Origin of the sequence: Pseudomonas koreensis (genome assembly GCF_036668835.1) — a bacterium.
Classification (GTDB): Bacteria; Pseudomonadota; Gammaproteobacteria; order Pseudomonadales; family Pseudomonadaceae; genus Aquipseudomonas; species Aquipseudomonas koreensis_I.
Genome location: NZ_JAZEVW010000007.1, coordinates 143,224 through 169,466 on the forward strand (window position 1 = coordinate 143,224; position 26,243 = coordinate 169,466).

24 protein-coding genes and 1 pseudogene are annotated in these 26,243 nt (G+C 62.0%); 15 read left to right on the forward strand and 10 right to left on the reverse strand.

Annotated features, from left to right (window positions below):
- Positions 1–80 precede the first annotated feature (80 nt).
- From V6F91_RS20100 to fabF, 3 genes and pseudogenes are all read left to right on the forward strand, one after another.
- Entirely contained in the window at positions 81–416 is a 336-nt protein-coding gene (locus V6F91_RS20100; protein WP_332767466.1) for a helix-hairpin-helix domain-containing protein, read from the forward strand.
- A 302-nt stretch (positions 417–718) separates the two neighbouring features.
- Positions 719–886: pseudogene (locus tag V6F91_RS20105) on the forward strand (SDR family NAD(P)-dependent oxidoreductase); the annotation flags it as partial.
- Between the two features lie 17 nt (positions 887–903).
- Complete coding sequence (gene fabF / locus V6F91_RS20110; protein ID WP_332767468.1) at positions 904–2,178, forward strand: beta-ketoacyl-ACP synthase II; 1,275 nt, start codon at positions 904–906, stop codon at positions 2,176–2,178.
- Here fabF and V6F91_RS20115 read toward each other — a convergent pair.
- The 3 genes from V6F91_RS20115 to eat form a co-directional block, all read right to left on the reverse strand.
- Positions 2,175–2,729: a TetR/AcrR family transcriptional regulator gene (locus V6F91_RS20115; RefSeq protein WP_332767470.1), complete on the reverse strand. Its 555-nt coding sequence runs from the start codon at positions 2,727–2,729 to the stop codon at positions 2,175–2,177. The two genes, fabF and V6F91_RS20115, sit on opposite strands and share 4 nt — an antisense overlap.
- Positions 2,730–2,865: 136 nt before the next feature.
- Entirely contained in the window at positions 2,866–3,033 is a 168-nt protein-coding gene (locus V6F91_RS20120; RefSeq protein WP_332767472.1) for a DUF2897 family protein, read from the reverse strand.
- A gap of 129 nt (positions 3,034–3,162) precedes the next feature.
- Entirely contained in the window at positions 3,163–4,527 is a 1,365-nt protein-coding gene (eat, locus tag V6F91_RS20125; protein WP_332767474.1) for an ethanolamine permease, read from the reverse strand.
- Between the two features lie 417 nt (positions 4,528–4,944).
- On the opposite strand from eat, the gene kdpF reads away from it, so the two are divergent.
- From kdpF to V6F91_RS20155, 6 genes are all read left to right on the forward strand, one after another.
- Positions 4,945–5,034, forward strand: coding sequence for a K(+)-transporting ATPase subunit F (gene kdpF / locus V6F91_RS20130; protein WP_007899818.1), 90 nt, complete (start codon positions 4,945–4,947; stop codon positions 5,032–5,034).
- 8 nt (positions 5,035–5,042) lie between these two features.
- On the forward strand, positions 5,043–6,737 hold the full coding sequence (kdpA, locus tag V6F91_RS20135) for a potassium-transporting ATPase subunit KdpA (protein WP_332767477.1): 1,695 nt from the start codon (positions 5,043–5,045) through the stop codon (positions 6,735–6,737).
- A 10-nt stretch (positions 6,738–6,747) separates the two neighbouring features.
- Complete coding sequence (gene kdpB / locus V6F91_RS20140; protein ID WP_332767479.1) at positions 6,748–8,805, forward strand: potassium-transporting ATPase subunit KdpB; 2,058 nt, start codon at positions 6,748–6,750, stop codon at positions 8,803–8,805.
- Between the two features lie 331 nt (positions 8,806–9,136).
- Entirely contained in the window at positions 9,137–9,682 is a 546-nt protein-coding gene (gene kdpC / locus V6F91_RS20145; protein ID WP_332767481.1) for a potassium-transporting ATPase subunit KdpC, read from the forward strand.
- A gap of 127 nt (positions 9,683–9,809) precedes the next feature.
- Positions 9,810–12,461, forward strand: coding sequence for a sensor histidine kinase KdpD (locus V6F91_RS20150; protein WP_332767483.1), 2,652 nt, complete (start codon positions 9,810–9,812; stop codon positions 12,459–12,461).
- Positions 12,462–12,509: 48 nt separating this feature from the next.
- Positions 12,510–13,208, forward strand: a complete 699-nt coding sequence (locus V6F91_RS20155) for a response regulator (protein WP_332767485.1) — start codon at positions 12,510–12,512, stop codon at positions 13,206–13,208.
- Positions 13,209–13,334: 126 nt separating this feature from the next.
- Here V6F91_RS20155 and V6F91_RS20160 read toward each other — a convergent pair whose 3' ends face one another.
- On the reverse strand, positions 13,335–14,372 hold the full coding sequence (locus V6F91_RS20160; protein WP_332767487.1) for a patatin-like phospholipase family protein: 1,038 nt from the start codon (positions 14,370–14,372) through the stop codon (positions 13,335–13,337).
- Between the two features lie 213 nt (positions 14,373–14,585).
- Here V6F91_RS20160 and V6F91_RS20165 point away from each other — a divergent pair, with 213 nt between their 5' ends.
- The 3 genes from V6F91_RS20165 (at position 14,586) to V6F91_RS20175 (ending at position 16,761) form a co-directional block, all read left to right on the forward strand.
- On the forward strand, positions 14,586–14,864 hold the full coding sequence (locus V6F91_RS20165) for a hypothetical protein (RefSeq protein WP_090285007.1): 279 nt from the start codon (positions 14,586–14,588) through the stop codon (positions 14,862–14,864).
- A gap of 107 nt (positions 14,865–14,971) precedes the next feature.
- The gene (locus tag V6F91_RS20170; RefSeq protein WP_332767491.1) at positions 14,972–15,733 is read left to right on the forward strand and encodes a CHAD domain-containing protein; all 762 of its coding nucleotides are present in this window, start codon (positions 14,972–14,974) and stop codon (positions 15,731–15,733) included.
- 233 nt (positions 15,734–15,966) lie between these two features.
- Entirely contained in the window at positions 15,967–16,761 is a 795-nt protein-coding gene (locus V6F91_RS20175) for a thioesterase family protein (RefSeq protein WP_332767493.1), read from the forward strand.
- Position 16,762: 1 nt separating this feature from the next.
- On the opposite strand, the gene V6F91_RS20180 is transcribed toward V6F91_RS20175, so the two are convergent.
- The 3 genes from V6F91_RS20180 to V6F91_RS20190 form a co-directional block, all read right to left on the reverse strand.
- On the reverse strand, positions 16,763–17,128 hold the full coding sequence (locus V6F91_RS20180) for an Mpo1-like protein (RefSeq protein WP_007908547.1): 366 nt from the start codon (positions 17,126–17,128) through the stop codon (positions 16,763–16,765).
- Positions 17,129–17,340: 212 nt separating this feature from the next.
- The gene (locus V6F91_RS20185) at positions 17,341–18,822 is read right to left on the reverse strand and encodes a methyl-accepting chemotaxis protein (protein ID WP_332767497.1); all 1,482 of its coding nucleotides are present in this window, start codon (positions 18,820–18,822) and stop codon (positions 17,341–17,343) included.
- Positions 18,823–18,954: 132 nt separating this feature from the next.
- Positions 18,955–19,761 (reverse strand): TatD family hydrolase, encoded by an 807-nt coding sequence (locus tag V6F91_RS20190; RefSeq protein WP_332767499.1) that lies wholly within the window; start codon positions 19,759–19,761, stop codon positions 18,955–18,957.
- Between the two features lie 224 nt (positions 19,762–19,985).
- On the opposite strand from V6F91_RS20190, the gene V6F91_RS20195 reads away from it, so the two are divergent.
- The 3 genes from V6F91_RS20195 (at position 19,986) to V6F91_RS20205 (ending at position 22,510) form a co-directional block, all read left to right on the forward strand.
- Complete coding sequence (locus tag V6F91_RS20195; RefSeq protein WP_332767501.1) at positions 19,986–21,407, forward strand: transglycosylase SLT domain-containing protein; 1,422 nt, start codon at positions 19,986–19,988, stop codon at positions 21,405–21,407.
- Between the two features lie 112 nt (positions 21,408–21,519).
- Positions 21,520–21,954 carry a DoxX family protein gene (locus tag V6F91_RS20200; RefSeq protein WP_093099599.1) on the forward strand — a complete coding sequence of 145 codons (435 nt, stop codon included), beginning with the start codon at positions 21,520–21,522 and terminating at the stop codon, positions 21,952–21,954.
- Positions 21,955–22,201: 247 nt separating this feature from the next.
- The gene (locus V6F91_RS20205; RefSeq protein WP_332767504.1) at positions 22,202–22,510 is read left to right on the forward strand and encodes a class I SAM-dependent methyltransferase; all 309 of its coding nucleotides are present in this window, start codon (positions 22,202–22,204) and stop codon (positions 22,508–22,510) included.
- 6 nt (positions 22,511–22,516) lie between these two features.
- On the opposite strand, the gene greB is transcribed toward V6F91_RS20205, so the two are convergent.
- The 3 genes from greB to V6F91_RS20220 are packed head-to-tail and all read right to left on the reverse strand — an operon-like array spanning position 22,517 to position 26,236.
- On the reverse strand, positions 22,517–23,014 hold the full coding sequence (gene greB / locus V6F91_RS20210; RefSeq protein WP_332767506.1) for a transcription elongation factor GreB: 498 nt from the start codon (positions 23,012–23,014) through the stop codon (positions 22,517–22,519).
- Between the two features lie 34 nt (positions 23,015–23,048).
- Positions 23,049–25,553, reverse strand: a complete 2,505-nt coding sequence (locus V6F91_RS20215) for an ABC transporter permease (RefSeq protein ID WP_332767508.1) — start codon at positions 25,551–25,553, stop codon at positions 23,049–23,051.
- Complete coding sequence (locus V6F91_RS20220) at positions 25,553–26,236, reverse strand: ABC transporter ATP-binding protein (protein WP_332767510.1); 684 nt, start codon at positions 26,234–26,236, stop codon at positions 25,553–25,555. The genes V6F91_RS20215 and V6F91_RS20220 overlap by 1 nt, the downstream gene beginning before the upstream one ends.
- Positions 26,237–26,243 lie beyond the last annotated feature (7 nt).

Here is a 26,243-nt window from a genome sequence, read left to right on the forward strand (position 1 = left end):
TGACATCCCCCCGCCATGACCTACGTTTGAAGAGCAGCTTCGGAAAAGCTGCTTTCTCAAACGATGATGGAGCGTCACTTATGCGTACCGGTTATTTCTATTCTCTGATTTTCGCTATCCTGACCAGCGCCTCGATTGCTGCAATCGCGGCACCTGTCGCACCCTCGGAGGGCGCCACAGCGCCTGTGGTGGTGGAGCCTGCGAAGTCTGCGCAAAGTGCGAAGATTGACCTTAACGATGCCGATGCGGCGACACTGCAGAAGGAACTGGCAGGCGTCGGCGAGGCCAAAGCACAGGCGATTGTTGCATATCGCGAAACAAACGGGCCGTTCTCCTCGGTGGATGAGTTGCTCGAAGTCAAGGGAATTGGCAAGGCGATTCTGGATCGCAACCGCGACAAGCTTGAAGTCAACTAAGCTGAATGTTCAACGCCAGGAGGCCGGTCATTGACCGGCCTTTTTTGATTTTGTGCGGTGACGAGCTAAAGAGCTCAACAGGGCGGCAATTATTCGCCGAGTTAGAATTACAGCTATCATATGCCGATAAGATTATGCCTATAATAATCTGTCGATCGCTCAAGCCGGCGCGATTCTACAGCCTTTCCGCCCAGCCCAATTGGAGCACTCTCATGAATTGCGCAAAGTCCCAAGGTACAGCGCTCGTGACCGGCGCATCGTCGGGTATCGGTGCCATCTACGCCCAACGTCTGGCAGCACTGGAGGCCGATGAAATGGTCGATGCGGCGCTGGCCGGACTGGATCAGGGCGCGTTGATCACTATCCCTTCGCTGCCTGATGCGGGTGAATGGCAGGCATTTGTCGCCGCACGCCACGTCATGGTGCCGAACTTGTCGCGCAGTTGCGCGGCACAACGCTACAAATATTGATCGGAGGTCAGCAGGGTATGGATTCGCGTCGAATTGTGGTTACAGGCATGGGCCTGGTTTCGCCGTTGGGCAGTGGTGTCGAAGTGGTCTGGCAGCGTTTGCTGACCGGACGCTCGGGGCTGCGCAATCTGCCGGAAGCGGTGGTTGCTGACTTGCCTGCACGTGTCGGCGGTAGTGTGCCAACCCTGGAGGAGGACGCCGAGGCCGGTTTCGATCCGGATCGCGCCACTGCGCCGAAGGAACAGAAGAAGATGGACCGTTTTATCCTGTTCGCCATGGAGGCGGCAAGGCAAGCGCTGGAGCAGGCCGACTGGCATCCCGAAGACGATAAGGGCCGGGAGCGCACGGCGACGATCATCGGCTCCGGTGTCGGTGGTTTCGGTGCGATTGCGGATGCGGTGCGCACCACCGACAGCCGCGGCCCTCGGCGTTTGTCGCCATTCACCATCCCGTCCTTTCTGGTCAATCTTGCCGCCGGTCATGTCTCGATCCAGCATGGCCTGAAGGGGCCCCTGGGCGCGCCGGTCACAGCATGCGCGGCGGGCGTTCAGGCGATCGGCGATGCGGCGCGGTTGATTCGTTCCGGTGAAGCAGACATTGCGGTGTGCGGCGGAGCGGAGGCCTGCATCGACCGTGTCAGTCTTGCTGGCTTCGCGGCAGCACGGGCGTTGTCAAGCGGTTACAACGACACCCCTGAGCGTGCATCACGACCGTTCGACAGCGGGCGTGACGGTTTCGTGATGGGCGAGGGCGCCGGTCTGCTGATCATCGAATCTCTGGAGCATGCCGTGGCTCGCGGCGCACAACCGTTGGCCGAACTGGTCGGCTATGGCACCAGTGCCGACGCATACCACCTGACAGCCGGGCCGGAAGATGGCAGCGGGGCACGCCGCGCGATGGAGCTGGCGTTGGCGCAGGCCGGTATCGAGCCGGGTCAGGTCCAGCACTTGAATGCTCATGCGACGTCGACGCCTGTAGGCGACCTTGGCGAACTGGCGGCGATCAAGGCTGTGTTCGGTGCCGAAAACAAAATCGCTGTCACCTCGACCAAATCCGCCACCGGCCACTTGCTTGGTGCTGCAGGCGGTCTTGAAGCGATTTTCACGCTATTGGCAATTCGTGACCAGGTGGTGCCACCCACGCTCAACTTCGACAACCCGGACCCGGCGAGTGCCGGGGTAGACATCGTCCATGGCCAGGCGCGGTCCATGCCGATCGAATATGCGTTGTCCAATGGCTTCGGCTTTGGCGGGGTCAATGCCAGCGTGTTGTTCAAGCGCTGGCAGGCTTAGTCGCGATTCTTCAGATGGTCGCGGGTGACGTCGAGAATGCGTTGCGCAAACCCGGCATCCGCGACGCTGCGTGAAAGCAGCAGCGCGCCAACCAGGGTCGACATGATGACAATAGCGCGGTCAGGATCATTCTCGCCGTCGAGGCTGTTCTCGATTTGCGTCAGCCTCGCATTGAGCACGTTGTCACTGGTGGGGCTCGGTTGTCCGCGCAGGCCCAGTTCGGAGGAGATGGTCAGCAGCGGGCAGCCTTCGTCGGGTGAGGTCTGATGCCACTCGGACAGGTAAGTCTCGATGAACAGATCCAACGCATTGTCCTGTGCGAAAATCTCTGCGCACAAGCCGTCGACCTGATTACCGGCCTCCTGCAAGGCCTTCTCCACCAGATCGTCTTTGGATTTGAAATGTGAATAGAAACCGCCATGGGTCAGCCCCAGCGCTTTCATCAGAGGTTGCAGGCCGGTGGCGCCGATGCCGTCTTTGCGAAAGCGTGCCGAGGCTTCCTTGATGATGCGCTGATGGGTCTGGGCTTTATGGTCCTGCGAATAACGCATCGGGAACTCTCCGCAACAATGCACGCATCTTAACCAAGGAAAATTAGATGGTGACTGTACTTCTACTTCTTAAAAGCGTGCGGTCAGATCCGATGGCTATATAACTGCAAACCCCGCCGATCAGGCGGGGTGGATTTCAGCGATCCTGTGCGTCCTTGGCGTCGGCTTCAGCATTGCGCTGTGCGACGCGCTTGCGTTCTTCATCGGTCAGTTCGACCTTGTTGGCGGTGTCGCGCAACATCATCAATCCGCCAACAATCGAGCCGATCGCAACGATCAGAATCAACCAGGCATACCAGGGCATAACGGCTCTCCTTAAGGGCAGCTCGACGGGCGAGGATTCGCCGTGCGACGCTGCATACCACGTTTGAGCGAAGCGACTTCGCAGTGGTTCCATTCTAGGCCGCTTCTGCCCGCTACACCCGGCCCCGGGTCAATTGCCGGTCAACATCGCGTCCGCCGGTGCATCGGCGCGCAATTGACCAGTCATCATGAAATATCCAAATCCAACCGCCATGAAACCCAGAAAAATCAGCCCGATCAGCGTGTTGAACCACGCCATCGCCACCAGGCAGACCACTGCCAGTACCAACGCGATCATCGGCACCAACGGATAGCACGGCGCACGGAAGGTGCGTTCCAGATTCGGTTCGGATTTACGCAGTTTGAACAGGCTGAGCATGCTCATGATGTACATCACGATCGCACCGAACACGGCCATGGTGATCATCGCGGCGGTGAGCGTCATGCCGCCGAGGTTGATCAGGCCATCGCTGTAGATCGCCGCGATGCCGATGAGGCCGCCGACAATGATTGCGCGGTGCGGGGTCTGGAAGCGCGACAGTTTTGCCAGCGAGGCCGGCAGATACCCGGCGCGGGCGAGGGCGAAGAACTGTCGTGAGTAGCCGAGGATGATGCCGTGGAAACTCGCGACCAGACCGAACAGGCCGATCCACACCAGCATGTGCAGCCAGCCGGAGTTGTCGCCGACCACGTTTTTCATCGCTTGCGGCAGCGGGTCGTTGATGTTCGCCAGGGTGCGCCAGTCACCGACGCCGCCAGCGAAGAACATTACGCCCATTGCCAGCAACACCAGGGTCAGGATGCCGCTGATGTACGCCTTGGGAATCGTGCGTTTCGGGTCCTTGGCTTCTTCGGCCGCCATCGCCGCGCCTTCGATGGCGAGGAAAAACCAGATCGCGAAGGGAATCGCCGCGAACATGCCGGCAATCGCTGGCGCACCGAATACATCGGAACCGGCCCAGCCATTCAGAGCGAAGTTGCTGAAGCTGAAGGCCGGCGCGACCACGCCCATGAACACCAGCAACTCGGCGACGGCCAGCACGCAGACGATCAATTCAAACGTCGCCGCCAGTTTCACTCCGAGGATGTTCAAGCCCATAAAGACGATATATGCGCCGACCGCTGCGTGTTTTGGGTCGAGTGCCGGAAACTGCACATTCAAATAAGCGCCGATGGCCAGCGCAATCGCCGGTGGCGCGAAGACGAATTCGATCAGCGTCGCCAACCCTGCGATCAGCCCACCTTTCTCACCGAAGGCTCGACGGCTGTAGGCAAACGGCCCGCCAGCGTGGGGAATAGCAGTAGTCAGTTCGGTGAAGCTGAAGATAAAGCAGGTGTACATGGTCGCGACCATGAACGAAGTCACCAGAAAGCCCAGCGTGCCGGCGACGCCCCAGCCGTAACTCCAGCCGAAATACTCCCCGGAAATCACCAGGCCGACGGCGATGCCCCACAGGTGCAACGTGCCCAGCGTGGGTTTGAGTTGTGTGTTCATGCGCTTGCTCCCTGAACGGTTTGGAAAGCTCGGGGGAGGGCGCGTGCAGTGGGCGTGCCATTGCGGTGAAACAAGTCGTAATAAGTTGAATGGGGGTCGTATCGGGGATGTTCGCGTTGGGATAGCTGCTTTTTGTGCGCCAGTTGAGTGCGCTGTTGCTCGTTATGCCGTCTTCGCGAGCAAGCTCGCTCCCACAGGTTTCAGCGGTGTCTGGACGCGCGCATTTCAAAATGTGGGAGCGAGCTTGCCCGCGAAGAGGCCGGCCCAGACACCGCAAAACCCAGGTTTAACGCCCGCATAAACCCACTCTTTACGCTTTCTTTATGCCCCGCGCGCGCCCTCGCTCTCGTTCCTTTACAGCCTCCTTCTCGACAATCACCCCACACGCGGCAATACGCCGTTACACGGAGATCTTCCATGAGCGTTCTGGACGGGGTGTCACTGCTGTTGGCAGTGGGGCTATTCATTTATCTGTTGGTTGCGCTGTTGCGCGCGGACCGGAACTAGGAGCGGCTATGCACAGTTATGACTATTGGCTGATCCTCGGCTTCTTCGCGCTGGTCTTGCTGCCTGCGCCGTTCCTGGGACGCTTTTACTACAAGGTGATGGAAGGCCAGCGCACCTGGCTGACGCCGATTCTCGGTCCGGTCGAGCGCGGTTGCTATCGCATTGCCGGGGTCGATCCGCAGGCCGAGCAGAGCTGGCAGAAATATACGCTGGCGCTGCTCGCGTTCAACCTCGCTGGTTTTATGTTGCTGTTCGCGATTCTGCTATTCCAGGATCACCTGCCGTTGAACCCGCAGAACCTGCCGGGTCAGGAGTGGACGCAGGCGTTCAACACCGCGGTCAGTTTCATGACCAATACCAACTGGCAGTCCTACAGCGGTGAGGCGACTCTCAGCTACTTGAGCCAGATGGTCGGCCTCACCGTGCAGAACTTCGTCAGTGCAGCCACCGGCCTCGCCGTGCTGGTCGCGCTGTGCCGTGGCATCGGCCGCAAGTCGGCGCAGACCCTCGGCAACTTCTGGGTCGACATGACCCGCGCTACCCTCTACGGCCTGCTGCCGCTGTGCCTGTTGCTGGCGCTGTATCTGGTCTGGCAGGGTGTGCCGCAGACGTTTGCGCAGTACGTCAACGCGGTGACCATGCAGGGTGTCGATCAAGTCATTCCGCTGGGCCCGGCCGCCAGCCAGATTGCAATCAAGCAACTGGGTACCAACGGTGGCGGCTTCTTCGGCGTCAACTCGGCGCATCCATTCGAGAACCCGACGGCCTGGAGCAACCTGTTCGAAGTCGCGTCGATCATTCTGATTCCGGCAGCGCTGGTGTTCACCTTCGGCCATTACGTGAAGGACCTGCGCCAGAGCCGCGCAATCATCGCCTGCATGCTGGCGCTGTTCCTGATCGGCGGTGCGACCTCGCTGTGGGCCGAATATCAGCCGAACCCGACACTGGACAATGCCGCCGTCGAACAGACCGCGCCGCTGGAAGGCAAAGAGGCACGCTTCGGTACCACCGCCACGGTGTTGTGGTCGGTGACGACGACGGCGGCGTCGAACGGTTCGGTCAATGGCATGCACGACAGCCTCAACCCGCTCAGCGGCATGGTCGCGCTGGTCAACATGATGGTCGGCGAAGTGATCTTCGGCGGCGTCGGTGCCGGGCTCTACGGCATGTTGCTCAACGTGCTGATCGCGGTGTTCCTCGCCGGTCTGATGATCGGGCGCACCCCGGAGTACCTCGGCAAGAAACTCCAGGCGCGTGAAGTGCAATTACTGGTGGTCACGCTGCTGGTGATGCCGGTCAGCGTGCTGGTTCTCGGTGCGATTGCCGCTGCCTTGCCTGGCCCCGCGGCGACCATCAGCAACCCCGGCCCGCACGGTTTCAGCCAGTTGCTCTACGCCTACACCTCGGCGGGCGCCAATAACGGCTCGGCATTCGGTGGCCTGAGCGCGAACACGCCGTTCCACAACCTGATGCTCGGCCTGGGCATGTTGATCGGGCGCTTCGGTTACATCCTCCCGGTGTTGGCACTGGCCGGCAGCCTGGCAATGAAGAAAACCGCACCGATCGGCCAGAACAGCTTTCCGACCCACGGCCCGCTGTTCGTGACCCTGCTGACCGTGACCATTTTGCTGGTGGGCGGCCTGACCTTTCTGCCGACCCTGGCGCTGGGCCCGATTGCCGAACATCTGAGCCTGGGCTTCTGAGGAGCTGACGATGAATATGCCCGCAATAAAACCCGTCGCTGCCAAAGCGCCGGAACAAGCGAAAACCGCGATCTCGGCGCTGTGGCGCCCGGCGCTGCTGCAAGCGTTCGTCAAGCTTGATCCACGGCAGTTGAAGCGTTCGCCGGTGATGCTGGTGGTCGAACTGACCGCCATTTTCACCACCGTGCTGTGCTTCATTCCCGATGCCGATGTGCCGACTTTCGTGGCGGCACAAATCGCCTTGTGGCTGTGGTTCACCGTGCTGTTCGCCAACTTCGCCGAAGCCTTGGCTGAAGGGCGTGGCAAGGCCCGCGCCGACAGCCTCAAGGCTGGCAGCGAAGGTCTCAGCGCCCGGCGCCGGCAGGCCAATGGCAGCTTCCAGGTGGTGCCCGCAGCTAACCTGCGCAAGGGTGACGTGGTGCGCGTCGAAGCGGGGGAGATGATCCCCGGCGACGGCGAAGTGATTGAAGGGATCGCGGCGGTCAACGAGGCGGCGATCACCGGTGAATCGGCACCGGTGATCCGCGAATCCGGCGGTGATCGCTCGGCGGTCACCGGCAATACGCGACTGGTGTCCGACTGGCTGCTGGTGCGGATTACCGCCAACCCCGGCGAGTCGACCCTCGACCGCATGATCGCACTGGTCGAGGGCGCGAAACGCCAGAAGACTCCGAACGAAGTGGCGCTGGATATTCTGCTGATCGGCCTGACGCTGATCTTTCTGCTGGTGGTAGTCACCCTGCAACCGTTCGCCCACTTCGCCAACGGCAGCCTGCCGCTGGTATTTCTGGTGGCGTTATTGGTCACGCTGATCCCGACCACCATCGGCGGCCTGCTCTCGGCCATCGGCATTGCCGGGATGGATCGGCTGGTACGCCTCAACGTAATCGCCAAATCCGGTCGCGCGGTGGAAGCAGCGGGCGATGTGCATGTGCTGCTGCTCGACAAGACCGGCACCATCACCTTCGGCAACCGTCGTTGCAGTGCGGTGTACGCCGCGCCGGGTGTAACGGCGCGTGATCTGGCCGAGGGCGCGTTGTTCGCTTCGCTCGGCGATGAAACCGCCGAAGGCAAATCCATCGTCGAGTACCTGCGCGGTCTGCATCCGCAGCCTGAGCCGGCGCCCGAAGTGCTGACAGTTGTGCCGTTCAGCGCCGAAACCCGTTTGTCTGGGATCGACTATCAGGGCCGTGTCTATCGCAGGGGTGCGGTGGATTCGTTGCTGGCGTTCATCGGCCTGCAGCGCGCCGATCTGGCCCCGGCGTTGTCGCGGGAAATCGACAAGATCGCCCAAAGCGGTGGCACGCCGTTGCTGGTCTGCGCCGACGGCAAACTGCTCGGTGCGATCCATCTCAAGGATGTGGTCAAACCGGGCATTCGCGAGCGCTTTGCCGAACTGCGCAAGTTGGGAATTCGCACGGTAATGGTTACTGGCGACAACCCGTTGACTGCAGCAGCGATCGCGGCGGAAGCAGGCGTCGACGACGTCCTCGCCGAAGCCACGCCAGAGAAGAAACTCGCGAGAATTCGTCACGAGCAGAACGACGGTCGCCTGGTCGCGATGTGCGGCGACGGCGCCAACGACGCTCCGGCGCTGGCCCAGGCCGACGTCGGCATGGCGATGAATGACGGCACGCAGGCAGCGCGCGAAGCGGCGAACATGGTCGACCTCGACAGCGACCCGACGAAGCTGCTCGACGTGGTGCAGATCGGCAAGGAATTGCTGGTGACCCGTGGCGCGCTGACGACCTTTTCCATCGCCAACGACGTGGCCAAATACTTCGCCATCCTGCCAGCGCTGTTCGCCGCGATCTATCCGCAGCTGGGCGTGCTGAACATCATGCATCTGACCAGTCCGCAGAGCGCGATTCTGTCGGCAATTGTCTTCAACGCCTTGATCATTGTGGTGTTGATTCCGCTGGCACTGCGCGGCGTGCGGGTACAGGCCGCGAGTGCGGCGGCGTTGCTGCGGCGCAATCTGTTGATCTATGGCCTGGGCGGGATTCTGGTGCCGTTTGTAGGGATCAAGGCGATCGACATGCTGCTCACGGCGTTGCATCTGGTGTGAGGTAGGAAAAAAGCCCCTCACCCTAGCCCTCTCCCGGGGGGAGAGGGGACTGACCGAGGTGTTCGTGGGAGATACGCCGACGTGAGATACCGAGGTGAATGCGAAGCTGGAACAGCCCCTCACCCTAGCTCTCTCGCGAATGGAGAGGGGGCTGGCCGAGGTGATTTTGAGGTGTGTCGATTTGAAATTCCGAGCCGAACCCAAGTTTTGAACAGCATGAAGATCGGCTCCCTTTCCCCCTCGCCCCCTTGGGGGAGAGGGCTGGGGTGAGGGGGAAAAGATCTCCCTGACACCCCACCAACGTTTGCCCAACGAATTCGAGGATCAACCAATGTCCACAATGCTACGTCCAGCCCTGAGCCTGTTGATGCTGATGACCCTGGTCACCGGCATCGCCTATCCACTGGCGGTCACCGGCATCGCCCAAGTGGCCTTCCCCGAGCAAGCCAATGGCAGTCTGGTCCGTGATAGCGATGGCAAAGTCCGCGGCTCCTCACTGATCGCCCAGGATTTCACCGGCGACGCGTGGTTCCACCCTCGGCCATCCGCCGGCGCCTTCGCCACCGTTTCCAGCAGCGCCAGCAACCTCGCCCCGAGCAACCCGGCGCTCGCCACACGAGTGATCGACGACGCCAAAAAATTGCAGGTTCCCGGTCAGGGCCCGGTGCCGCTGGCGCTATTGACTACCTCGGCCAGCGGCCTCGATCCGCACTTGCCTCCGGCGGCAATTGCCTATCAACTGGCGCGTGTCGCGCAAGCGCGCAATCTGCCGGTGTCGACGGTGCAGCAACTGCTTGATGCGCACACTGAACAGCCGCTGGTGGGGCCGCCGGTGGTGAATGTGCTGGCGCTGAACAGGGCGCTGCAAAAACTCTGAATCGGCGGCGCGGCCATTCGCGAGCAGGCTCGCTCCCACAGGACTCTGCATTCCCCATGTGGGAGCGAGCCTGCTCGCGAAGGCGCCCTGAAATTCACCGCACCAATACCAGGAAAAGAGACCCAGCATGAGCGACTCCGGCCGCGCCGACGCGCTGTTAGCAGACCTGCCCCGTGACGGCCGTGGCCGGCTGAAAGTATTCCTCGGCGCCGCGCCCGGTGTCGGCAAGACCTACGCCATGCTCCAGGCCGCCCACACACAGCTTCGCCAAGGCGTAAAAGTCGTCGCCGGCGTGGTCGAAACCCACGGCCGCGCTGAAACCGAAGCGTTGCTCGGTGGCCTGCCGCAGCAACCGCTGTTGCGCTCGGAATACCGCGGCGTGATGCTCGAAGAAATGGACCTCGACGGCATCCTTGCAGCGCGACCGAAGCTGGTGCTGGTTGACGAGCTGGCGCACAGCAACGCCCCCGGCAGCCGCCACGCCAAACGCTGGCAGGACATTCAGGAACTGCTCGCCGCCGGCATCGACGTGTTCACCACGGTCAACGTCCAGCACCTGGAAAGTCTCAACGACCAGGTGCGCGGCATCACCGGTGTGCAGGTGCGTGAAACCCTGCCGGACTGGGTGCTGCAGGAAGCCTTCGAGCTGCTGCTGATCGACCTGCCGCCGCGCGAACTGCTCGAGCGCCTGCGCGAAGGCAAGGTCTATGTGCCGGAGCAGGCGCGGGCAGCGATCGATGCGTTTTTTACCCAGACCAACCTCACCGCACTGCGCGAACTGGCGATGCAGACGGCCGCCGCGCAGGTCGATAACGATCTGGCACAGGGTTATCGCCAGCTCGGTCAGGCTGCGCCGGCCGTGCGCGGGCGCTTGCTGGTCGGTGTCGATGGTGATGCCCAGGCGGAGCGTCTGGTACGCCACGCCAGCCGTGTCGCCCAGCGTCGGCATTTGCCCTGGAGCCTGGTGCATGTCGACAACGGCAGCGTGCGCGACGAGCAATCGCGCCTGCGCCTGCAAAGTGCCCAGCAACTGGCTGAACGCCTCGGCGGCGAAGTGGTGCTGTTGCGCGCAGGTGAGGTGGCGAAGACGCTGATCCAGCACGCGGCCGAGCGTCGTGCGAGTCTGGTGCTGGTCGGCCAGTCGCGGCCGCGTTTGCGCCGGCGTCTGTTCGGCGGTGGTCTCGCCGCGCGGTTGTTGCGTCAGGCCCACGGGCTGGAAATCAACGTCCTCGACAGCGATCAGCAACCGCCGCAACCGCGTGCCCGCAATGCGCTGACGCTGGTGTGGTTCGACTACGCATTGGCGCTGGTTGCGACGCTATTGGCGACGGCGCTGGCATGGGCGGTGTCGAGCGTGTTGCCGCTGCCGAACATCTCGCTGGTGTTCCTCGCCGCCGTGTTGCTGGTGGCGGTGCGCAGCAGCCTCGGCCCGGCGCTGGCATGTGCGGCGCTGTCATTTCTGACCTACGACTTTCTGTTCATTCCGCCGAATTTCTCGTTCAGCATTCAGCGCGAAGAAGACGTGCTGACCTTGCTGTTTTTCCTGTTGATGGCCGCGCTGACCGGCAATCTCGCGGCGCGCCAGCGTCGACAATTGCAAGCCCTGCGCGATACCCAGGAAGAAACCAGCGAACTGCTCGACCTGTCGCGCAAGCTCACTGCAGCGACCGATCGCCAGGCCGTGGTCAGCGCCGCCGCGCAACACCTCAACGGCTGGAACGATCTGCAGCTGTGTCTGCTCAACCGCGATGGTCAGGGCGGCTGGAACGTCGAGACTGGCGGACCGCTGCAGTTTACCGAAGCCGAACGCGCCGCCGCCGATTGGGCGTGGCAGCACGATCAACCGGCGGGCATGGGCACCGGCACGCTGCCGTTCGGGCGTTGGTGGTGGTGGCCGCTGTCGGTCGAGGATGGGCCGCTGGCGCTGCTCGGCGTGTGCGCAAAAGAAGGCCAGACCCTGAGCGGCCAGCGCCGGCGCCTGCTTACCGCGTTGAGCCAGCCGCTGGCGCAGGCACTGGCGCGCGCGCAGTTGGCCGACGATCTGGAAGCGGCGCGCCTGCACGGCGAAACCGAGCAATTGCGCAGTGCCTTGCTGGCCTCGGTGTCCCACGATTTGCGCACGCCGCTCACGGCCATGCGCGGCAGCATCGACAGCCTGCTGGCGCTCGGCGAAGCGATCCCGCTGGAGGATCGCCGCGAGCTGCTCGAAGGCACCTGCGATGAAGCCGAACGCCTCGACCGCTACATCCAGAACCTGCTCGACATGACCCGCCTGGGCCATGGCGCACTGAAACTGGCGCGCGACTGGGTGTCGCCGGCCGACATCGTCGGCAGTTCGCTCAGTCGTCTGCGCGCGGTGCTCGCGCCGTTGCAGGTCAGCACCGAGGTGCCGGCCGAGTTGCCATTGCTGTACGTACACGCGGCGCTGATCGAACAGGCGCTGGTCAATGTAGTGGAAAACGCCGCGCGCTTTTCGCCCAGTCACGGTCGTTTGCAACTCCATGCGGGCGCTGATGATCAGGAGATTTTTTTCTCGGTCAGCGACGAGGGGCCGGGCATTCCCGAAGATGAGCGGGCAAAGATTTTCGACATGTTCTACACCGCTGCGCGGGGTGATCGCGGCGGCCAAGGCACGGGGCTTGGCCTGGCGATCTGTCAGGGCATGGTCGGCGCGCACGGCGGCCGGATAAGCGTCGCCGACGGTATCGATGGCCGTGGCACGTGCATCACCCTGCACCTGCCGTTGCAGACGCAGCCGGGGATGGACGGTGAAGCCTGAATCCGACTGCGCTACTCTCTTGCCACTCTTTTCCGTTGATGTGAATTCATGAGCCAGACCGCGACCATTTTGGTCATCGATGACGAGCCGCAGATCCGCAAATTCCTGCGCATCAGCCTGGCGTCCCAAGGCTACAAAGTGCTCGAGGCCGGCACCGGTGCTGAAGGCCTCGCCCAGGCGGCGCTGAACAAACCCGACCTGCTGGTGCTCGACCTCGGCCTGCCGGACATGGACGGCCAGCAAGTGCTGCGCGAGTTTCGCGAATGGGCCACGGCGCCGGTGCTCGTGCTGTCGGTGCGCGCCAGTGAAGGGCAGAAGGTCGAGGCGCTGGATGGCGGCGCCAATGACTACGTGACCAAGCCGTTCGGCATTCAGGAATTCCTCGCCCGGGTTCGCGCCTTGTTGCGTCAGGCACCGGCGGGAGAGGCGCAGCAGGCCGCGTTGAGCTTCGGCCCGTTGACCGTGGATCTGGCGTATCGGCGGGTGCTGCTCGACGACGTCGAAGTGGCGCTGACCCGCAAGGAATACGCGGTGCTCGCGCAACTGGCGCGGCATCCGGGGCGGGTGATCACCCAGCAGCAATTACTCAAGGACATCTGGGGGCCGACGCACACCGAGGACAGCCACTATCTGCGGATCGTGGTCGGGCATCTTCGGCAGAAACTGGCGGATGATCCGACGCGGCCGCGGTTTATCGTCACCGAGGCCGGGGTGGGCTATCGCCTGCTGAATGAGCACAGCTTGTAGGTAGTTGTGTTGTCTTTTCTGGCCTCATCGCGAGCAGGCTCACTCCTACATTGGAATGCATTCCACTTGTAGGAGTGAGCCTGCTCGCGATGAGGGCATTGCATTCAATCGAGATTTTTCATTCGATCAACCCTGCTCCTGCTCATACCGATCCAGCGTATCGCTGGCAATCTCGCGCCCGAGCGCAATCAGTTCCGGGGCTTTGTAGAACTCGAAAAACCGGCACACGCGCTTCGGTACGTTGATCAGGATATCCGGCGGATATCCGGCGATCTTGTACTGCGCCAGCGAGGTCTGCATGACCTCGAAACTCTGGTTGATCAGGTCGAGCAGCGAGGCCGGCCCGACGTTGTCGATGATGAACGAACCCGTCGCGGATTTTGGCGCGCCCTCACGCTCGGGCGCGGCGGCCGGTTGCTGGCTTTCCGGTTCGGCGCCTTCGAGCCAGGGATTGATGGCCGCCGCCTCGGCGCGCAGCGCTTCCTGTTCGAGCTTCAATAATTGCTCGGCCTGTTTGCGGCGGAACGGCAGCTTCGACCCTAGCGAGTTGATCAGGCTGTCGAAACGCGAGCGAAACGCTGGCGGGCGTTCAATGATCGGCAGCTTGTATTGGCGCTGGTTGGTTGCATTGAGATTGACCGCAATGATCAGGTCGCAATGACTCGACACCACCGGTACGATCGGCAACGGGTTGAGAATGCCGCCGTCGACCAGCATTCGATTGCCTTGCATCACCGGCGTGAACAGGCTGGGAATCGCTGCCGAGGCACGCATTGCCTGATGCAGGCAGCCTTCCTGAAACCAGATCTCCTGTTGGTTGGTGAGATCGGCGGCGACGGCGGTGTAGGGGATGCGCAAGTCTTCGATATTGATCTCGCCGACGATCTTGCGGATCTGCCCGAAGACCTTTTCGCCGCGAATGGCGCCGAGGCGAAAGCTCACATCGACCAGCCGCAGCACGTCGAGGTAGTCGAGGCGCTCGATCCAGTTGCGATACTCATCAAGCTTGCCCGCGGCGTAGATTCCGCCGACCACCGCACCCATCGAGCAGCCGGCGATGCAGGCGATTTCGTAACCACGCTTCTCGATTTCTTCGATGACGCCGATATGGGCATAGCCCCGGGCGCCACCGGAACCCAGCACCAGTGCGACACGTTTTTTCATTCAGCTTCCTCCCGGCAAGCCTGCACAATGCACCGATCGCCGAGCAGGCTCAATCGTCAAGGTCGCTGAACGTGGCGGTGACGTCGTTTTTTTGCCCTCGCGTCGCGCTTCAGCGCTATCCTTCAGCCGCTTGTTTCATGCGCTGGCAAGGCACTTTTTCGCCGCCTGACCGTCTTACCTGCACGACTGTTGACCTATGTTGAGGTGTGATTGATGAAAGCCTGGATCTGTGTGCCGTTGTTGGCGCTGGCATTGGCCGGTTGCGCCGGTAAAACCGCTTACCGCGACAGCTGTGGCAGCCAGCTCGACGCCGCCTGGCACGAATTGGACCTGGCCAAGGCCGAAGGCTTTGCCGGCACCGTCAGTTATTCCAAAGCCTTGTCGCTGCTGACCGCGGCCAAGACCCAGCAGCAATTCGAAGGCTTCGAAGGCTGCAGCAAGAAAGCCGAGAAAGCGCGCTTCTACATCCGCGAATCCCGCGCAGGACGTTAAAACAGCCGCCGCAAGTTTCAAGCGGCAAGCTGCAAGCTCAAGCCAGTACGCGCTCAGCTTGCAGCTTGTAGCTAGGAGCTTGCAGCTGTCTACGGAGTAGACCCCCCATGATTGACCGGCTGGTGGCTCATATCCTGAGTCTGGAAGTGCGATTGCTGGCTTGTCAGGCGCGCATGACGGCGAGAACCGATCCTGAGGCGCTGCACGATTTGCGTACCACCGTGCGACGCTTGCGCAGTCTGTTGCGGCCGCTACGCGGCTTGCCAGGTGTCGAGCAGCTTGAAAGCGCCGCGTCCGCCGTCGGTGAGCTGACCACGCCGTGGCGCGATCGCGAAGTACTGGCGGCGTATCTGCTCAAGCATGATCAGCCGCAAGCCGCTGAGCGGCGCATGACGCAAATGGCTGAGGCCTATCCGGCATTGGCAGCGAGCAATGAAGTTGCATCGTTGATGATGATCCTCGATGCCTTTCCGCGTTTCCTGCGCGCTTCCCAGCGTCACGGACTGCTCAAGGGCTTGGACAAGCGCATTGAAAAACGTCTGGGCAAGCAGTGGCAGAAGCTCGATGAAGCACTGCACGATCCCGCCCACGACCGCCATCGCCTGCGACTGCTGATCAAACGCGTGCGCTACGGCATCGAAGCCTATCCCGAACTCGATCGTTTGCCCGCTGCGGCCTACAAGCGCTTGAAGTCTGCGCAGGGGGCCCTGGGGGACTGGCATGATTGCTGGCAGTGGCTGGCCAAGGCTGAGCTGGAAGCGGATCTGCAACCGTGTGTCGCCACTTGGCAGGCGGGGCTGATCAAGGCAGAGCTGAAGGCTGATCAAGTGCTGGAAAAGCTCGATACCGACTGCTTCAAACATTCCTGAAGATGATCCCGTCCCTTGTGGGAGCGAACCTGCTCGCGAAGAGGCCGTGCCAATCGCCATCACTGTCGATTGATCCACCGCTTCGCGAGCAGGCTCGCTCCCACAGGGGCATTTGTCGTTACAACGATTGCGCCAAGGCCTTTCTGTCAGCCCATTTGACCGGAATAGACGCTGCGGCGCGCGGCGGGTCTGGTTAAGATCCGCGCATCCCTTTTCCGCTTGCCGAGGTTGCCATGCGCTTTTGCGATCTGCTCGATGCTGTCCGCCAACAACCTGACGTGACGATTCCTGCCGAATGGGGGCAGGGGCGGGCCAGTTTTGGCGGCCTGGTGGCTGCGCTGCAATATGAGGCGATGCGCGGCAAGGTGCCGGCGGAGCGCCCGGTGCGTTCGCTGGCGATCACCTTTGTCGGCCCGGTCGAGCCGGGCGTGCCGGTGCGCTTCGAAGTCGAAGTGTTGCGTGAAGGCAAAGCCGTCAGCCAAGTGTTGGGCCGGGCGTTGCAGAACGGTCAGGTGGTGACGATCGTGCAAGGCAGCTTCGGTGCCTCGCGGGCGTCGGAAGTAGCGGTCGAAGCGTATCCGGCGCCGTTGATGAAACACTGGGACGAATGCCAGGAGTTGCCGTACATCAAAGGCGTGACCCCGGAATTCATGCGGCACCTGGCGATGCGCTGGAGCGTCGGCGGCATGCCGTTTACCGGCATTGCGTCGCGCTTGATGGGTGGCTGGGTGCGCTTGCGTGGGGATGTCAAGGAAGAGCCGGTCAACGAGGCGCATCTGCTGGCGCTGGTCGATGCCTGGCCGCCGGCGCTGTTGCCGTATCTGAAGAAACCTGCACCGGGCAGCACGCTGACCTGGACCATTGAGTTCGTGCAGCCGTTACATGATTTGAGCACGCTGGACTGGTGCCAGTACCTGGCCGATATCGAATACGCCGCCGACGGCTATGGCCATGTTGCGGCCAAGCTGTGGAGCGCGAACGGCGAGTTGATCGCCATGAGTCGGCAAACCGTGACGATCTTCGCCTGACTCAATGCCGACGGTGGCGCTCACGCCAGGCGCGCCACCAGCCGCCACTCAGGAAGAATCGCGGAAAAGTCAGAAACTGTTCGACCAGCAATCGCGACACGGCATCTTTGCGATCACTGAACGGCTCGGAGGCTTGCGCCTCCAGGCTGTGGCCGTGGCGCTGCAGACCCAGCGCCGCGACAATCCCGATCACGCCGATGGCCACGCTCGCCAGACTCAGGCTGAACACCCCGGACACGATCAGCAGAAACGCCACGATGAACAGCGGCACGGCAATCAGATGCAGCACCAGATTGGTCGGGTGCTGGTGATTGCCCGGGTAGGCGCGCCATTGCCACGCGGGAAGGTTGGGGTGACGTTTGCCCATGTTGCTACTCCTCGATCCATGTTTGAACTCATGGTTGAAGAATAGGCCCGGGCGCGCAGGGCGGCGAATCAAGGTTGGCTATTGGAGTGATAGGCGTCATCGGTGGATTCGATATCGATCCATCAGGCGCCTTCGCGAGCAGGCTCGCTCCCACGTTGAATCCGCGGCACACGCGAATCCTTGCGGGAGCGAGCCTGCTCGCGAAAACGGACTCAGAGTTTCAACTGCCCGATCGCCTTGTTGAGTTCGCTGGCCAACGTCGCCAGTTCATTGCTGGTGGTCGCTGAATCCACGGTCTGCTGCACGGTGTTCTCGGTCACATCGCGAATGCTCACCACCGCCCGGTTCATTTCCTCGGCGACCTGGCTCTGCTGTTCCGCCGCCACCGCGATCTGCGTATTGCTTTCGCGCATCTGCGCCACTGCTCCGGTGATTTCCGCCAGCGCCTCGCCAGCCTCTTGCGCCTGCTGCACGCAGTCGTCGGCCTTGTACGAACTTTCTTGCATGAAATCCACCGCATCGCGGGTGCCGGCCTGCAATGCGGAAACCATGGTGGTGATCTCGTCAGTTGAGGCCTGCACCCGTTTGGCGAGGTTGCGCACCTCATCGGCGACCACCGCAAAACCGCGGCCCATCTCACCGGCGCGCGCGGCTTCGATGGCCGCGTTGAGGGCGAGCAGATTGGTCTGTTCGGCGATGCTGTGAATCACGCTGACCACGCCGTTGATCTTCTGGCTGTCTTCGGCCAGGCGTTGAATCATTTGCGCGGTCTGCTGCACGCCGCTGGATAACCCGGCAATCGAATGCTGCACCCGGGCGACCACTTGCTGGCCGCTGCCAGCCAGGCCATCGGCGGTCTGCGACAGGTCGCGGGTAGCGCCGGCGTGTTGGGCGATGTGGTGAACCGTGGCGGTCATTTCGTTGATCGCGGTGGCCGCCTGATCGGTCTCGCTCTGTTGGCCGAGCATGCCGTGACGGACCTCGTTCATGCTCGACGCCAGTCGCGCGGCGCCGACATCCAGTTGCCGCGCCGTATTGGCGACGGTGCTGACTACGCGCTGATAACCGGCCTGCATGGCGTTGAACGCATTGGCCATCTGCCCGACTTCATCTCTGCCGGCCAGCGGCACCCGTGCGCTGAGATCGCCGCTTTTCTCGACGTGCAGCATGACGTCTTTCAAGGTATTGAGCTGGCTGAGCAAAAAGCGGATCAGCAGTTGCGAGGCGCCGAGCATTGCCAGCATCAGGATGAACACCGCTACCGCGTAATGGGTAAAACGCTCGCTGAACACCTGGCTCAGGCTCGGCGCATGGGCGATCACCGCTACTTGCTCGCCATCGGCACGGCTGAACACTTCGGCGCCCAGCAACGGGTTTTCGCCGAACAAGGGCAGGGCGTTGATTTCATTCCAGCCGTTGCTGCCGGTGATCTCCAGCAGCGGCTGACCGTTGATCCGCGGTGCTTCGCCGCGTTTGAAGAGCAGCACCTGCTCGACTTTGGGCAGCGGCTGGCCCGCCGGCCAGGCCTTGAGTAACTGCGCTTGCGCCTGCGCGGACGCTTGAGCGGCATGATTGCGAGCTTGTTGTTCGAGCTGCACGGCGTACAACACCAGCAGCAGGGTGGTGACAAAGGCGACCGCATTGACCGCCCAGAATTTGTATTTCAGCGAGATATTGCTAAGCCAGGCACCCATGGAGGTCTTCTCTGATAGCGGAAACAGTTTTGGCAAGGTGCCATTATTGTGCCGCTATGCAGGCGCGAAGACCTTGATATGAATCAACAGACGACGCGGTCCCGCCTTTATGTACATGGGGCTTCGGGTGTGTCAGGTGAGGGTGGGAAGGTTGAAAAACGCGCGTGCACACGCGGTGGTATGCGCTGCCAGATCCTCTTCTGTTTCACCACGATGCAACGCCACTTCGCGCAGTACTTCACTCAGATACGCCGGCTCATTGCGTCCATTCTTCGGCTTCGGTCGCAACGTGCGTGGCAGCAGATAGGGCGCATCACTTTCCAGCATCAGGCGTCCGCGTTTGATCTCTTTCACGAGCGGATGCAAGTGCGTGCCGCGACGCTCATCGCAGATCCAGCCGGTGATGCCGATGTGCAGATCGAGGTCGAGGTAACTGAACAACGCCTTGCGCTCGCCAGTGAAGCAATGCACCACGACGGCGGGCAGTTGATCGCGAAAATCCTTGAGGATCTCCAGCAGGCGCTGGCTGGCATCGCGCTCATGCAGAAATACTGGCAATTGCAACTCGACGGCTAGAGCCAAGTGCTCTTCGAGGACTTTTTCCTGCTGCGGGCGCGGCGAGAAATCACGGTTGAAGTCCAGCCCGCATTCGCCCACCGCGACCACATTGGCTTCGTTGAGCAGACTGTGCAGGCGTCGCGTGCTGTCGGCATTCCAGTCGCTGGCCGAATGCGGGTGAATGCCGGCGGTGGCGAACAGCCGCTGGCCGCTGGCATCCAGTTGCTGACACAGCTCCAGCGCCTGTTCGCTGCCTTCGACGCTGGTGCCGGTCAGCACCAGTTGGCAGACGTCGGCCGCGTAGGCGCGCTCAAGCACCGCCGCGTGTTTGTCGGCGAAACTGGGATTGGTCAGGTTGACGCCGATATCGATGAGTTGCATGGTGCTACCTCGGGCCGAAGGCCGGAAAGCATACCAGAGCTGTAGATTCATAATAAAAGCCAAGAACTACAACGACTTATGGCTGTCTGTTGAGGCCGCGGGAGTTCCAGGGTGGCGACAATGCCATCACTGTGCCAGTCTTTCGCACTTTACCAGCGCTCCAAGCGCTCTGTTTTCGTCGGTGATTTCAGCTGAAGTCGCCCCGTATTCTTTTCGGAGAGTGGATGCATCGTCCCTCGGTTTTGCTGCTGTTGTGCGCATCGCTGCTGCTGCCGCTGACGGCGCTCGCGCGCCTGCCCGGGCCGCTGCAGGCCGTGCCGGCTGCCAAGGTCCGTGACTTGTCGGAGATCCGCAGCAGCCGCGTCCTGCGCGTGCTGGTCAATCAAAGCCGCAACAGCTCCGGTGAGGTTCAAGGCCAGACCATCGGCGTCGAGTACCATCGCCTGCGTGCCTTCGAGCAATACCTCAATGGCCATGCTCGCGACGGTCAGGAAGTCACCCTGAAGATCATTCCCAAGGCCAAGGACCAGTTGCTCGGCGCGTTGCAGCGTGGCGAAGGCGATATGGTCGCGCCCGGCGAATTGATGGACTTGCCGGGCGGCTATGCGGTTTCCAGCAGCGAGCCGATCGCCCGTGACGTGCCGTTGGTGCTGGTCGGCATCAAGGGCCTGCGGCGCTACACCAAGGTTGAACAACTGTCCGGCAAGACCTTGGCGTTGCCCACCGGCAGCGCGGCGGGGGAGGCGGTGAGTCAGCTCAATCAGAAACTGGCGCTGCACAAACTCGCGCCGATCAACATCGAATGGGTCGATCCGACGCTGGCCGTGGAAGACGTGCTGGAAATGGTTCAGGGCGGAATCTTTCACCTGACCATCGTCGAACAACCGATTGCCGAGCGCTGGGGCAAGATCCTCCCCAAGCTGCGTCTGGACCGCCAGCTGGTTATCAGCGAACCGGGCGAGGAGCACTGGTTCGTGCGCCGCGATGCCTCGATGTTGCGTGCGAGCATCGATCGCTTTCTGAGCGGCTACAAGAAGCCGTCGAACGAAGACGCCGCGTTTCTGCGCATCTATCGGCGCCTGTACCAAGTCCACTATCCGTTGGCCAAAGCCGACCGTCAGCGTCTGGAAAAACTGCGCCCGACCCTGCAGAAACATGCCCAGGCGCAGAACATGGACTGGCTTAATCTGGCGGCGCTGGCGTTCAAGGAATCGCGTCTGCAACCCAATGCCCGCAGCGGCAGCGGTCCGACCGGGTTGATGCAGATCACCCCGTCGGCAGCCCAGCGCGTCGGCGTGAGCAATATTCAGAATCTCGATGCCAATGTGCAGGCCGGGGCCAAGTACCTGGCGATGATCCGCCGCAAGTTTTTCAACAGCCCCAAGCTCAACGAGCGTGAACGCATGGCCTTCACACTCGCGGCGTACAACATCGGCCCCGAGCGTGTGCAGGGCATGCGCGCCGAAGCCCGGCGGCGCGGGCTCAACCCTAATCAATGGTTCTTTCAGGTCGAGCGCATTGCCATGGAGCAGGTGGGGATGGGCGCCGTCAGCTATGTTAATAGCGTGAACAAGTACTACTTGGCGTACGACCGGGAACGGGAGTCGTTGGAGCCCGGGTCGCAAAAAGTCGTCACTCGAAAATGATCTAATAAATCGATTGTTATGGCGGACTTTTTGCGCTTTTAACATGAAATTTATTGATTAATATAGCGACCAACCAACACATACAACCTCTTGCAACAACAAGGAACGCCCCATGAGCTCTCTGATCAACAAAGTATTGTTCACCCGCGCCGGCTACGGCCTGACTGTCCTGCGCATCGTTGTCGGCGTGATCTTCGCCGCGCACGGTTCGCAGAAGCTGTTCGGCCTGTTCGGTGGTTACGGTCTGGCGGGCACTGCCCAATGGATGGAAAGCATCGGCCTGACTCCAGGCTACCTGATGGCGACACTTGCCGGCGGCACCGAATTCTTCGCCGGTCTGGCGCTGATCATCGGCCTGCTGACCCGTCCGGCGGCGCTGGGTCTGGCGTTCCTTTCGCTGGTCGCGATCTTCTCGGTGCACATCGGCAACGGTCTGTTCATGGCCAACAACGGTTACGAGTTCGCCCTGGCCTTGCTGGCCGGCAGCATCGCGGTGCTGATCGAAGGCGCCGGCAAACTCTCGGCGGATCGCGCCATCGCCGGTTGAGCGCTCTAACTCAAGGCAAAGGCCCGCATTGTGCGGGCCTTTTTTGTTGCGGGCGATTCTTGACACTGGTCGGTCACGTTATCTAGGATGTTGCTCATGCGCCGATTTAAACAGCTACTTGCGGGGCGCCAGGTGACTCAATCAGTTGCCGTCAGAAGCGGAACAGGGCTTCGAAATACCGCTAAAGCGCTGGTTCGGTGTTGCCTCTCACCTGCCATGCAGACTTTTGAGGCAGAGACACGACACGATGAATGCACTACGCCCTCCAGCACGTCCCGCACCGATCACGGCGCATATCACCCAGCGCAATCCAAAAATTCTGCTTGGCGGCAAACACCAGCCGACGCTGTTGCGTTATCTCGATGGCTGGCCACGTCGCAGCGGCGGTCCGGCCGCGTTCCTGATTCAGTTTGTCGACGACGGCGAGTCGCTGGCGCGGTTTGCCAGCGACAGTTTCGATCTGGCGGTGATTCAGGCGCCCAGCGCAGAAGAGGCGCCAGAAATGATCAGGCAACTGACCCGCGTTGCGCGGCAGGGTCTGATCACTCGGCGCTGAAGCGCTTTACGGATATTCAATCTCGACGATGTAGACCAACTGCTCGCCCGTCGGCGTCTGTACCCGGACTTCCGCGTCCAGCGCCTTGCCGATCAAGGCGCGGGCCAGCGGCGAGTCGATGCTGATCAGACCGAGTTTCAGGTCCAGTTCATCCGGGCCGACGATGCGGTAGCGCGATTGCTTGCCGTCGTCGTCTTCGATGGTCACCCAGGCGCCGAAGTAGACCTTGTTCGGATCGCTGGGTTTTTCGCTGACGACTTTCAGTGCTTCCAGGCGCTTGGTCAAAAAGCGCACGCGACTGTCGATCTCGCGGAGCATTTTCTTGCCGTAGGTGTACTCGGCGTTTTCCGACCGATCGCCTTGCGCTGCTGCCTCACTGACCGCTTGTGTCACTTGCGGGCGGCGCACGTGCCACAACTCATGGAATTCGGCGCGCATCCGCGCTTCACCTTCTGGGGTGATCAGCGCGGTGCCGGCAGTGCGGGGAGGGCGATAACGGCTCATGGCAACTTCTTGTGATAGAGACCGCCGGAGTCTATCAACCCTCGCGCAACACTGTCAGGGGGCTTGCGTTCAGCGCACGACGAGTGCCGAACACACCCGCACCGCCGATCAGCACTGCGCCGATCAGTGGCAGCACCAGCAACCACGGATGCGGATGCCACGGCAGGTCGAAGGCAAAGCGATACAGCACCAGGCTCACCACTTCCGAACCGATGGCCGCGAGCAAACCGCTGACCGCACCCAGCAGGCCGAATTCGATGCGCCGCGCCTTGATCAACAATTGCCGCTCGGCCCCCAGCGCCCGCAACAATGCGCCTTGGCGAATGCGTTCATCCAGCGTTGCCTGCAAGCCGGAAAACAACACCGCCATTCCCGCCGCCAGAACGAACAACAACACGTATTCCACCGCCAGAGTGACCTGGGCGAGGATGCTGCGCAGTTGCTCGAGCAACGCCTCGACCTGAAGAATCGTTACCGCCGGGAAGGTCCGCGACAGTTCGACGATCTGCTGATCATGACCCGGCGCCAGATAGAAGCTGGTCAGGTACGTCGCCGGCAGATCCTTCAAGGTGCCAGGCTGGAAGATCATGAAGAAGTTTGGCTGGAAGTTGTCCCAATTGATCTCGCGCAGGCTGGTCACTCGCGCTTCACGGTTAACCCCGCCAACGCTGAACACCATGTGATCGCCGAGTTTGAGCTTCAGGCTTTCGGCGACTTTGCCTTCGACCGAGACACCCGGCACGTCGTCGCCGGGCTGATCCTTCCACCATTCACCGGCGGTGAGCTTGTTGCCGGCCGGCAAGTCTGCCGCCCAGGTCAGGCTCAAATCCCGTTGAATCGCGCGATCCCCCGCCGAATCCTTGCTGACGATCTGCTGCACCGCCTCACCGTTGATGCTGATCAGGCGTCCCGGCACGACCGGATAGAGTGGCGCGGCTTGTGCAGAGACTTTGATCAGGTGATCGGTAAAGGCTTGTTTGTCGCCCGGGAGGATATTCAGCGCGAAATAGTTCGGCGCGTTTTTCGGCAACTGGTTCTGCCAAGTGTCGAGCAGTTCGCCGCGCAGCAGGGCGATCAAGGCCATCGACAGCAGAATCAGACCGAATGCCAGTGACTGACCCGCCGCCGCCAGCGGATGACGCAGCAGTTGTCCCAAGCCCAGGCGCCACGGCAATGAGGCACGGGCGAGCATGCGCCGCAGGCTTTGCAGCAGCAATAACAGCAAGCCGCCCAGGACCAGTGCCGCCACTACACCGCCGCCGAGCAGAGCGAACGTCAGCAACAGATCCAGGCTCAGCCGCCACATGATCAGGCCCAATGCGCCCAATGCAGCGCCGTAGACCATCCAGGTACTCGACGGAATCGGCAGCATGTCCCGGCGCAGTACCCGCAGCGGCGGCACGCGACCCAATGCGGCCAGCGGCGGCAAGGCAAACCCGGCCAGTGCGACCAACCCGGTGCCGATCCCTGCAATCGCCGGGAACAGCCCGCCCGGTGGCACATCGGTCGGCAGCAAATCATGCAGCAATGCGAACAGGCCCAGTTGCGCCAGCCAGCCCAGCAGCGCACCGCTGAGGGCGGCGAGCAGGCCGAGGACCGTCAGTTGAATACTGAACAACAGCATCGTTTCGCGCCGCGACAGGCCGAGACAGCGTAGCAGCGCGCTGGCGTCGAAACGGCGACTGGCGAAACGATTGGCCGACAGCGCCACCGCCACCCCGGCCAGCAACACCGCGACCAGACTGGCCATGTTCAGATAACGCTCGGCTTTGCCCAATGCGCCGCCGATCTGCCGGTTACCATCGCGAGCATCCTGAATCCGCTGGTTGGCGGCGAGCCCGGGCTTGATCAGTTGCCGATAGGTTTCCAGCGCCTGCGGTTCACCGCGCCACAGTTCGCGGTAACTGACCCGGCTGCCGGGTTGCACCACGCCTGTAGCGTCGAGGTCGTCGAGGTTGATCATCACTCGCGGCGTCAGGCTGTAGAAGTTGCCGGCGCGATCCGGCTCGTAGGTCAGGACTCGCGCCAGCTTCAGGGATTTCATGCCGACGTCGATGCTGTCGCCGATTTTCAGATCCAGTGCAGTCAGCAGGCGTGCCTCGACCCAGGCTTCGCCGGGTTGCGGTTCGCCGCCCACTTCTTCGGGCGCGAAGGGTGCGGCAGCGCTTTTCAGTTCGCCGCGCAACGGATAGGCGCGGTCGACGGCCTTGATGCTCGACAACTGAATGCCGTTATCGGTTGCGACAACACTGGAGAATTCCACCACCTGCGCATGCTGCAGGCGCAGTTCAGTGCCGCTCCTGATCTGCTCTTCCCGGGCCGGTGAGCTGCCCTCCAGCACCAGATCGGCGCCGAGAAATTCGGTGGCGCGCAGGGTCATCGCGCCATTCAGGCGGGCACCGAAGTAGCCGATGGCGGTACTTGCCGCCACGGCCACTACCAACGCAAAAAACAACACGCGCAACTCGCCGGCGCGGGCATCGCGCAACAGCTGGCGTATCGCGAGACTGCACAGACGCAACAGCGGCAGGCGCACCATCAAGGCTCCAGAGGGGCGACCAGTCGCCCGGCTTCAAGACGGATCAAGCGCCGGCAACGATGGGCCAGGCGTTCGTCGTGGGTCACCAGCACCAGGGTCGTGCCGCGTTCCTTGTTCAGCTCGAACAGCAGATCGCTGATGCGCTCGCCGGTGTGGCTGTCGAGATTGCCGGTCGGTTCGTCGGCGAACAGCACGTCGGGTTCGGCGGCGAAGGCGCGGGCGATGGCCACGCGTTGTTGTTCACCGCCGGAGAGCTGGCGCGGCGAGTGGGTCAGGCGCTGGCCGAGACCGACGCGCTCGAGCAATTGCGTAGCCCGCTCACGCGCATCTTTGCGGCCATCGAGTTCCAGCGGCAGCATGACGTTTTCCAGCGCATTGAGGCTGTCGAGCAATTGAAACGACTGGAAGACGAAACCCACGTGCTCGGCGCGAATGCGCGCGCGCTGATCTTCGTCGAGATTGCTCAGACCTTGCCCGGCGAGCATTACTTCGCCGCTGCTCGGCAGATCGAGGCCGGCGAGCAGACCGAGGAGGGTGGATTTGCCCGAACCGGAGGCGCCGACGATGGCCAGGCTGTCGCCCTTGTTCAGTTCCAGGCTGAGTTCGTGCAGGATAGTCAGTTCACCTTCCGCGCTGGCTACCACTTTGCTGAGGTCCTTCGCGGTGAGAATGCTTGCGCCCATGGAGAAT

What these genes read in the sequence shown, in the direction of transcription:
- V6F91_RS20115 (WP_332767470.1), bottom strand. Translation starts at nt 2,729, where the DNA reads ATGCGTTATTCGCAGGACCATAAAGCCCAGACCCATCAGCGCATCATC.
- V6F91_RS20205 (WP_332767504.1), top strand. Translation starts at nt 22,202, where the DNA reads ATGAATGCACTACGCCCTCCAGCACGTCCCGCACCGATCACGGCGCAT.
- eat (WP_332767474.1), bottom strand. Translation starts at nt 4,527, where the DNA reads ATGAACACACAACTCAAACCCACGCTGGGCACGTTGCACCTGTGGGGC.
- V6F91_RS20195 (WP_332767501.1), top strand. Translation starts at nt 19,986, where the DNA reads ATGCATCGTCCCTCGGTTTTGCTGCTGTTGTGCGCATCGCTGCTGCTG.
- kdpF (WP_007899818.1), top strand. Translation starts at nt 4,945, where the DNA reads ATGAGCGTTCTGGACGGGGTGTCACTGCTGTTGGCAGTGGGGCTATTC.
- V6F91_RS20150 (WP_332767483.1), top strand. Translation starts at nt 9,810, where the DNA reads ATGAGCGACTCCGGCCGCGCCGACGCGCTGTTAGCAGACCTGCCCCGT.
- V6F91_RS20180 (WP_007908547.1), bottom strand. Translation starts at nt 17,128, where the DNA reads ATGGGCAAACGTCACCCCAACCTTCCCGCGTGGCAATGGCGCGCCTAC.
- fabF (WP_332767468.1), top strand. Translation starts at nt 904, where the DNA reads ATGGATTCGCGTCGAATTGTGGTTACAGGCATGGGCCTGGTTTCGCCG.
- V6F91_RS20190 (WP_332767499.1), bottom strand. Translation starts at nt 19,761, where the DNA reads ATGCAACTCATCGATATCGGCGTCAACCTGACCAATCCCAGTTTCGCC.
- V6F91_RS20175 (WP_332767493.1), top strand. Translation starts at nt 15,967, where the DNA reads ATGCGCTTTTGCGATCTGCTCGATGCTGTCCGCCAACAACCTGACGTG.
- V6F91_RS20220 (WP_332767510.1), bottom strand. Translation starts at nt 26,236, where the DNA reads ATGGGCGCAAGCATTCTCACCGCGAAGGACCTCAGCAAAGTGGTAGCC.
- V6F91_RS20100 (WP_332767466.1), top strand. Translation starts at nt 81, where the DNA reads ATGCGTACCGGTTATTTCTATTCTCTGATTTTCGCTATCCTGACCAGC.
- V6F91_RS20160 (WP_332767487.1), bottom strand. Translation starts at nt 14,372, where the DNA reads ATGAAAAAACGTGTCGCACTGGTGCTGGGTTCCGGTGGCGCCCGGGGC.
- kdpC (WP_332767481.1), top strand. Translation starts at nt 9,137, where the DNA reads ATGTCCACAATGCTACGTCCAGCCCTGAGCCTGTTGATGCTGATGACC.
- V6F91_RS20215 (WP_332767508.1), bottom strand. Translation starts at nt 25,553, where the DNA reads ATGGTGCGCCTGCCGCTGTTGCGTCTGTGCAGTCTCGCGATACGCCAG.
- V6F91_RS20120 (WP_332767472.1), bottom strand. Translation starts at nt 3,033, where the DNA reads ATGCCCTGGTATGCCTGGTTGATTCTGATCGTTGCGATCGGCTCGATT.
- greB (WP_332767506.1), bottom strand. Translation starts at nt 23,014, where the DNA reads ATGAGCCGTTATCGCCCTCCCCGCACTGCCGGCACCGCGCTGATCACC.
- V6F91_RS20170 (WP_332767491.1), top strand. Translation starts at nt 14,972, where the DNA reads ATGATTGACCGGCTGGTGGCTCATATCCTGAGTCTGGAAGTGCGATTG.
- kdpA (WP_332767477.1), top strand. Translation starts at nt 5,043, where the DNA reads ATGCACAGTTATGACTATTGGCTGATCCTCGGCTTCTTCGCGCTGGTC.
- V6F91_RS20165 (WP_090285007.1), top strand. Translation starts at nt 14,586, where the DNA reads ATGAAAGCCTGGATCTGTGTGCCGTTGTTGGCGCTGGCATTGGCCGGT.
- V6F91_RS20185 (WP_332767497.1), bottom strand. Translation starts at nt 18,822, where the DNA reads ATGGGTGCCTGGCTTAGCAATATCTCGCTGAAATACAAATTCTGGGCG.
- V6F91_RS20155 (WP_332767485.1), top strand. Translation starts at nt 12,510, where the DNA reads ATGAGCCAGACCGCGACCATTTTGGTCATCGATGACGAGCCGCAGATC.
- kdpB (WP_332767479.1), top strand. Translation starts at nt 6,748, where the DNA reads ATGAATATGCCCGCAATAAAACCCGTCGCTGCCAAAGCGCCGGAACAA.
- V6F91_RS20200 (WP_093099599.1), top strand. Translation starts at nt 21,520, where the DNA reads ATGAGCTCTCTGATCAACAAAGTATTGTTCACCCGCGCCGGCTACGGC.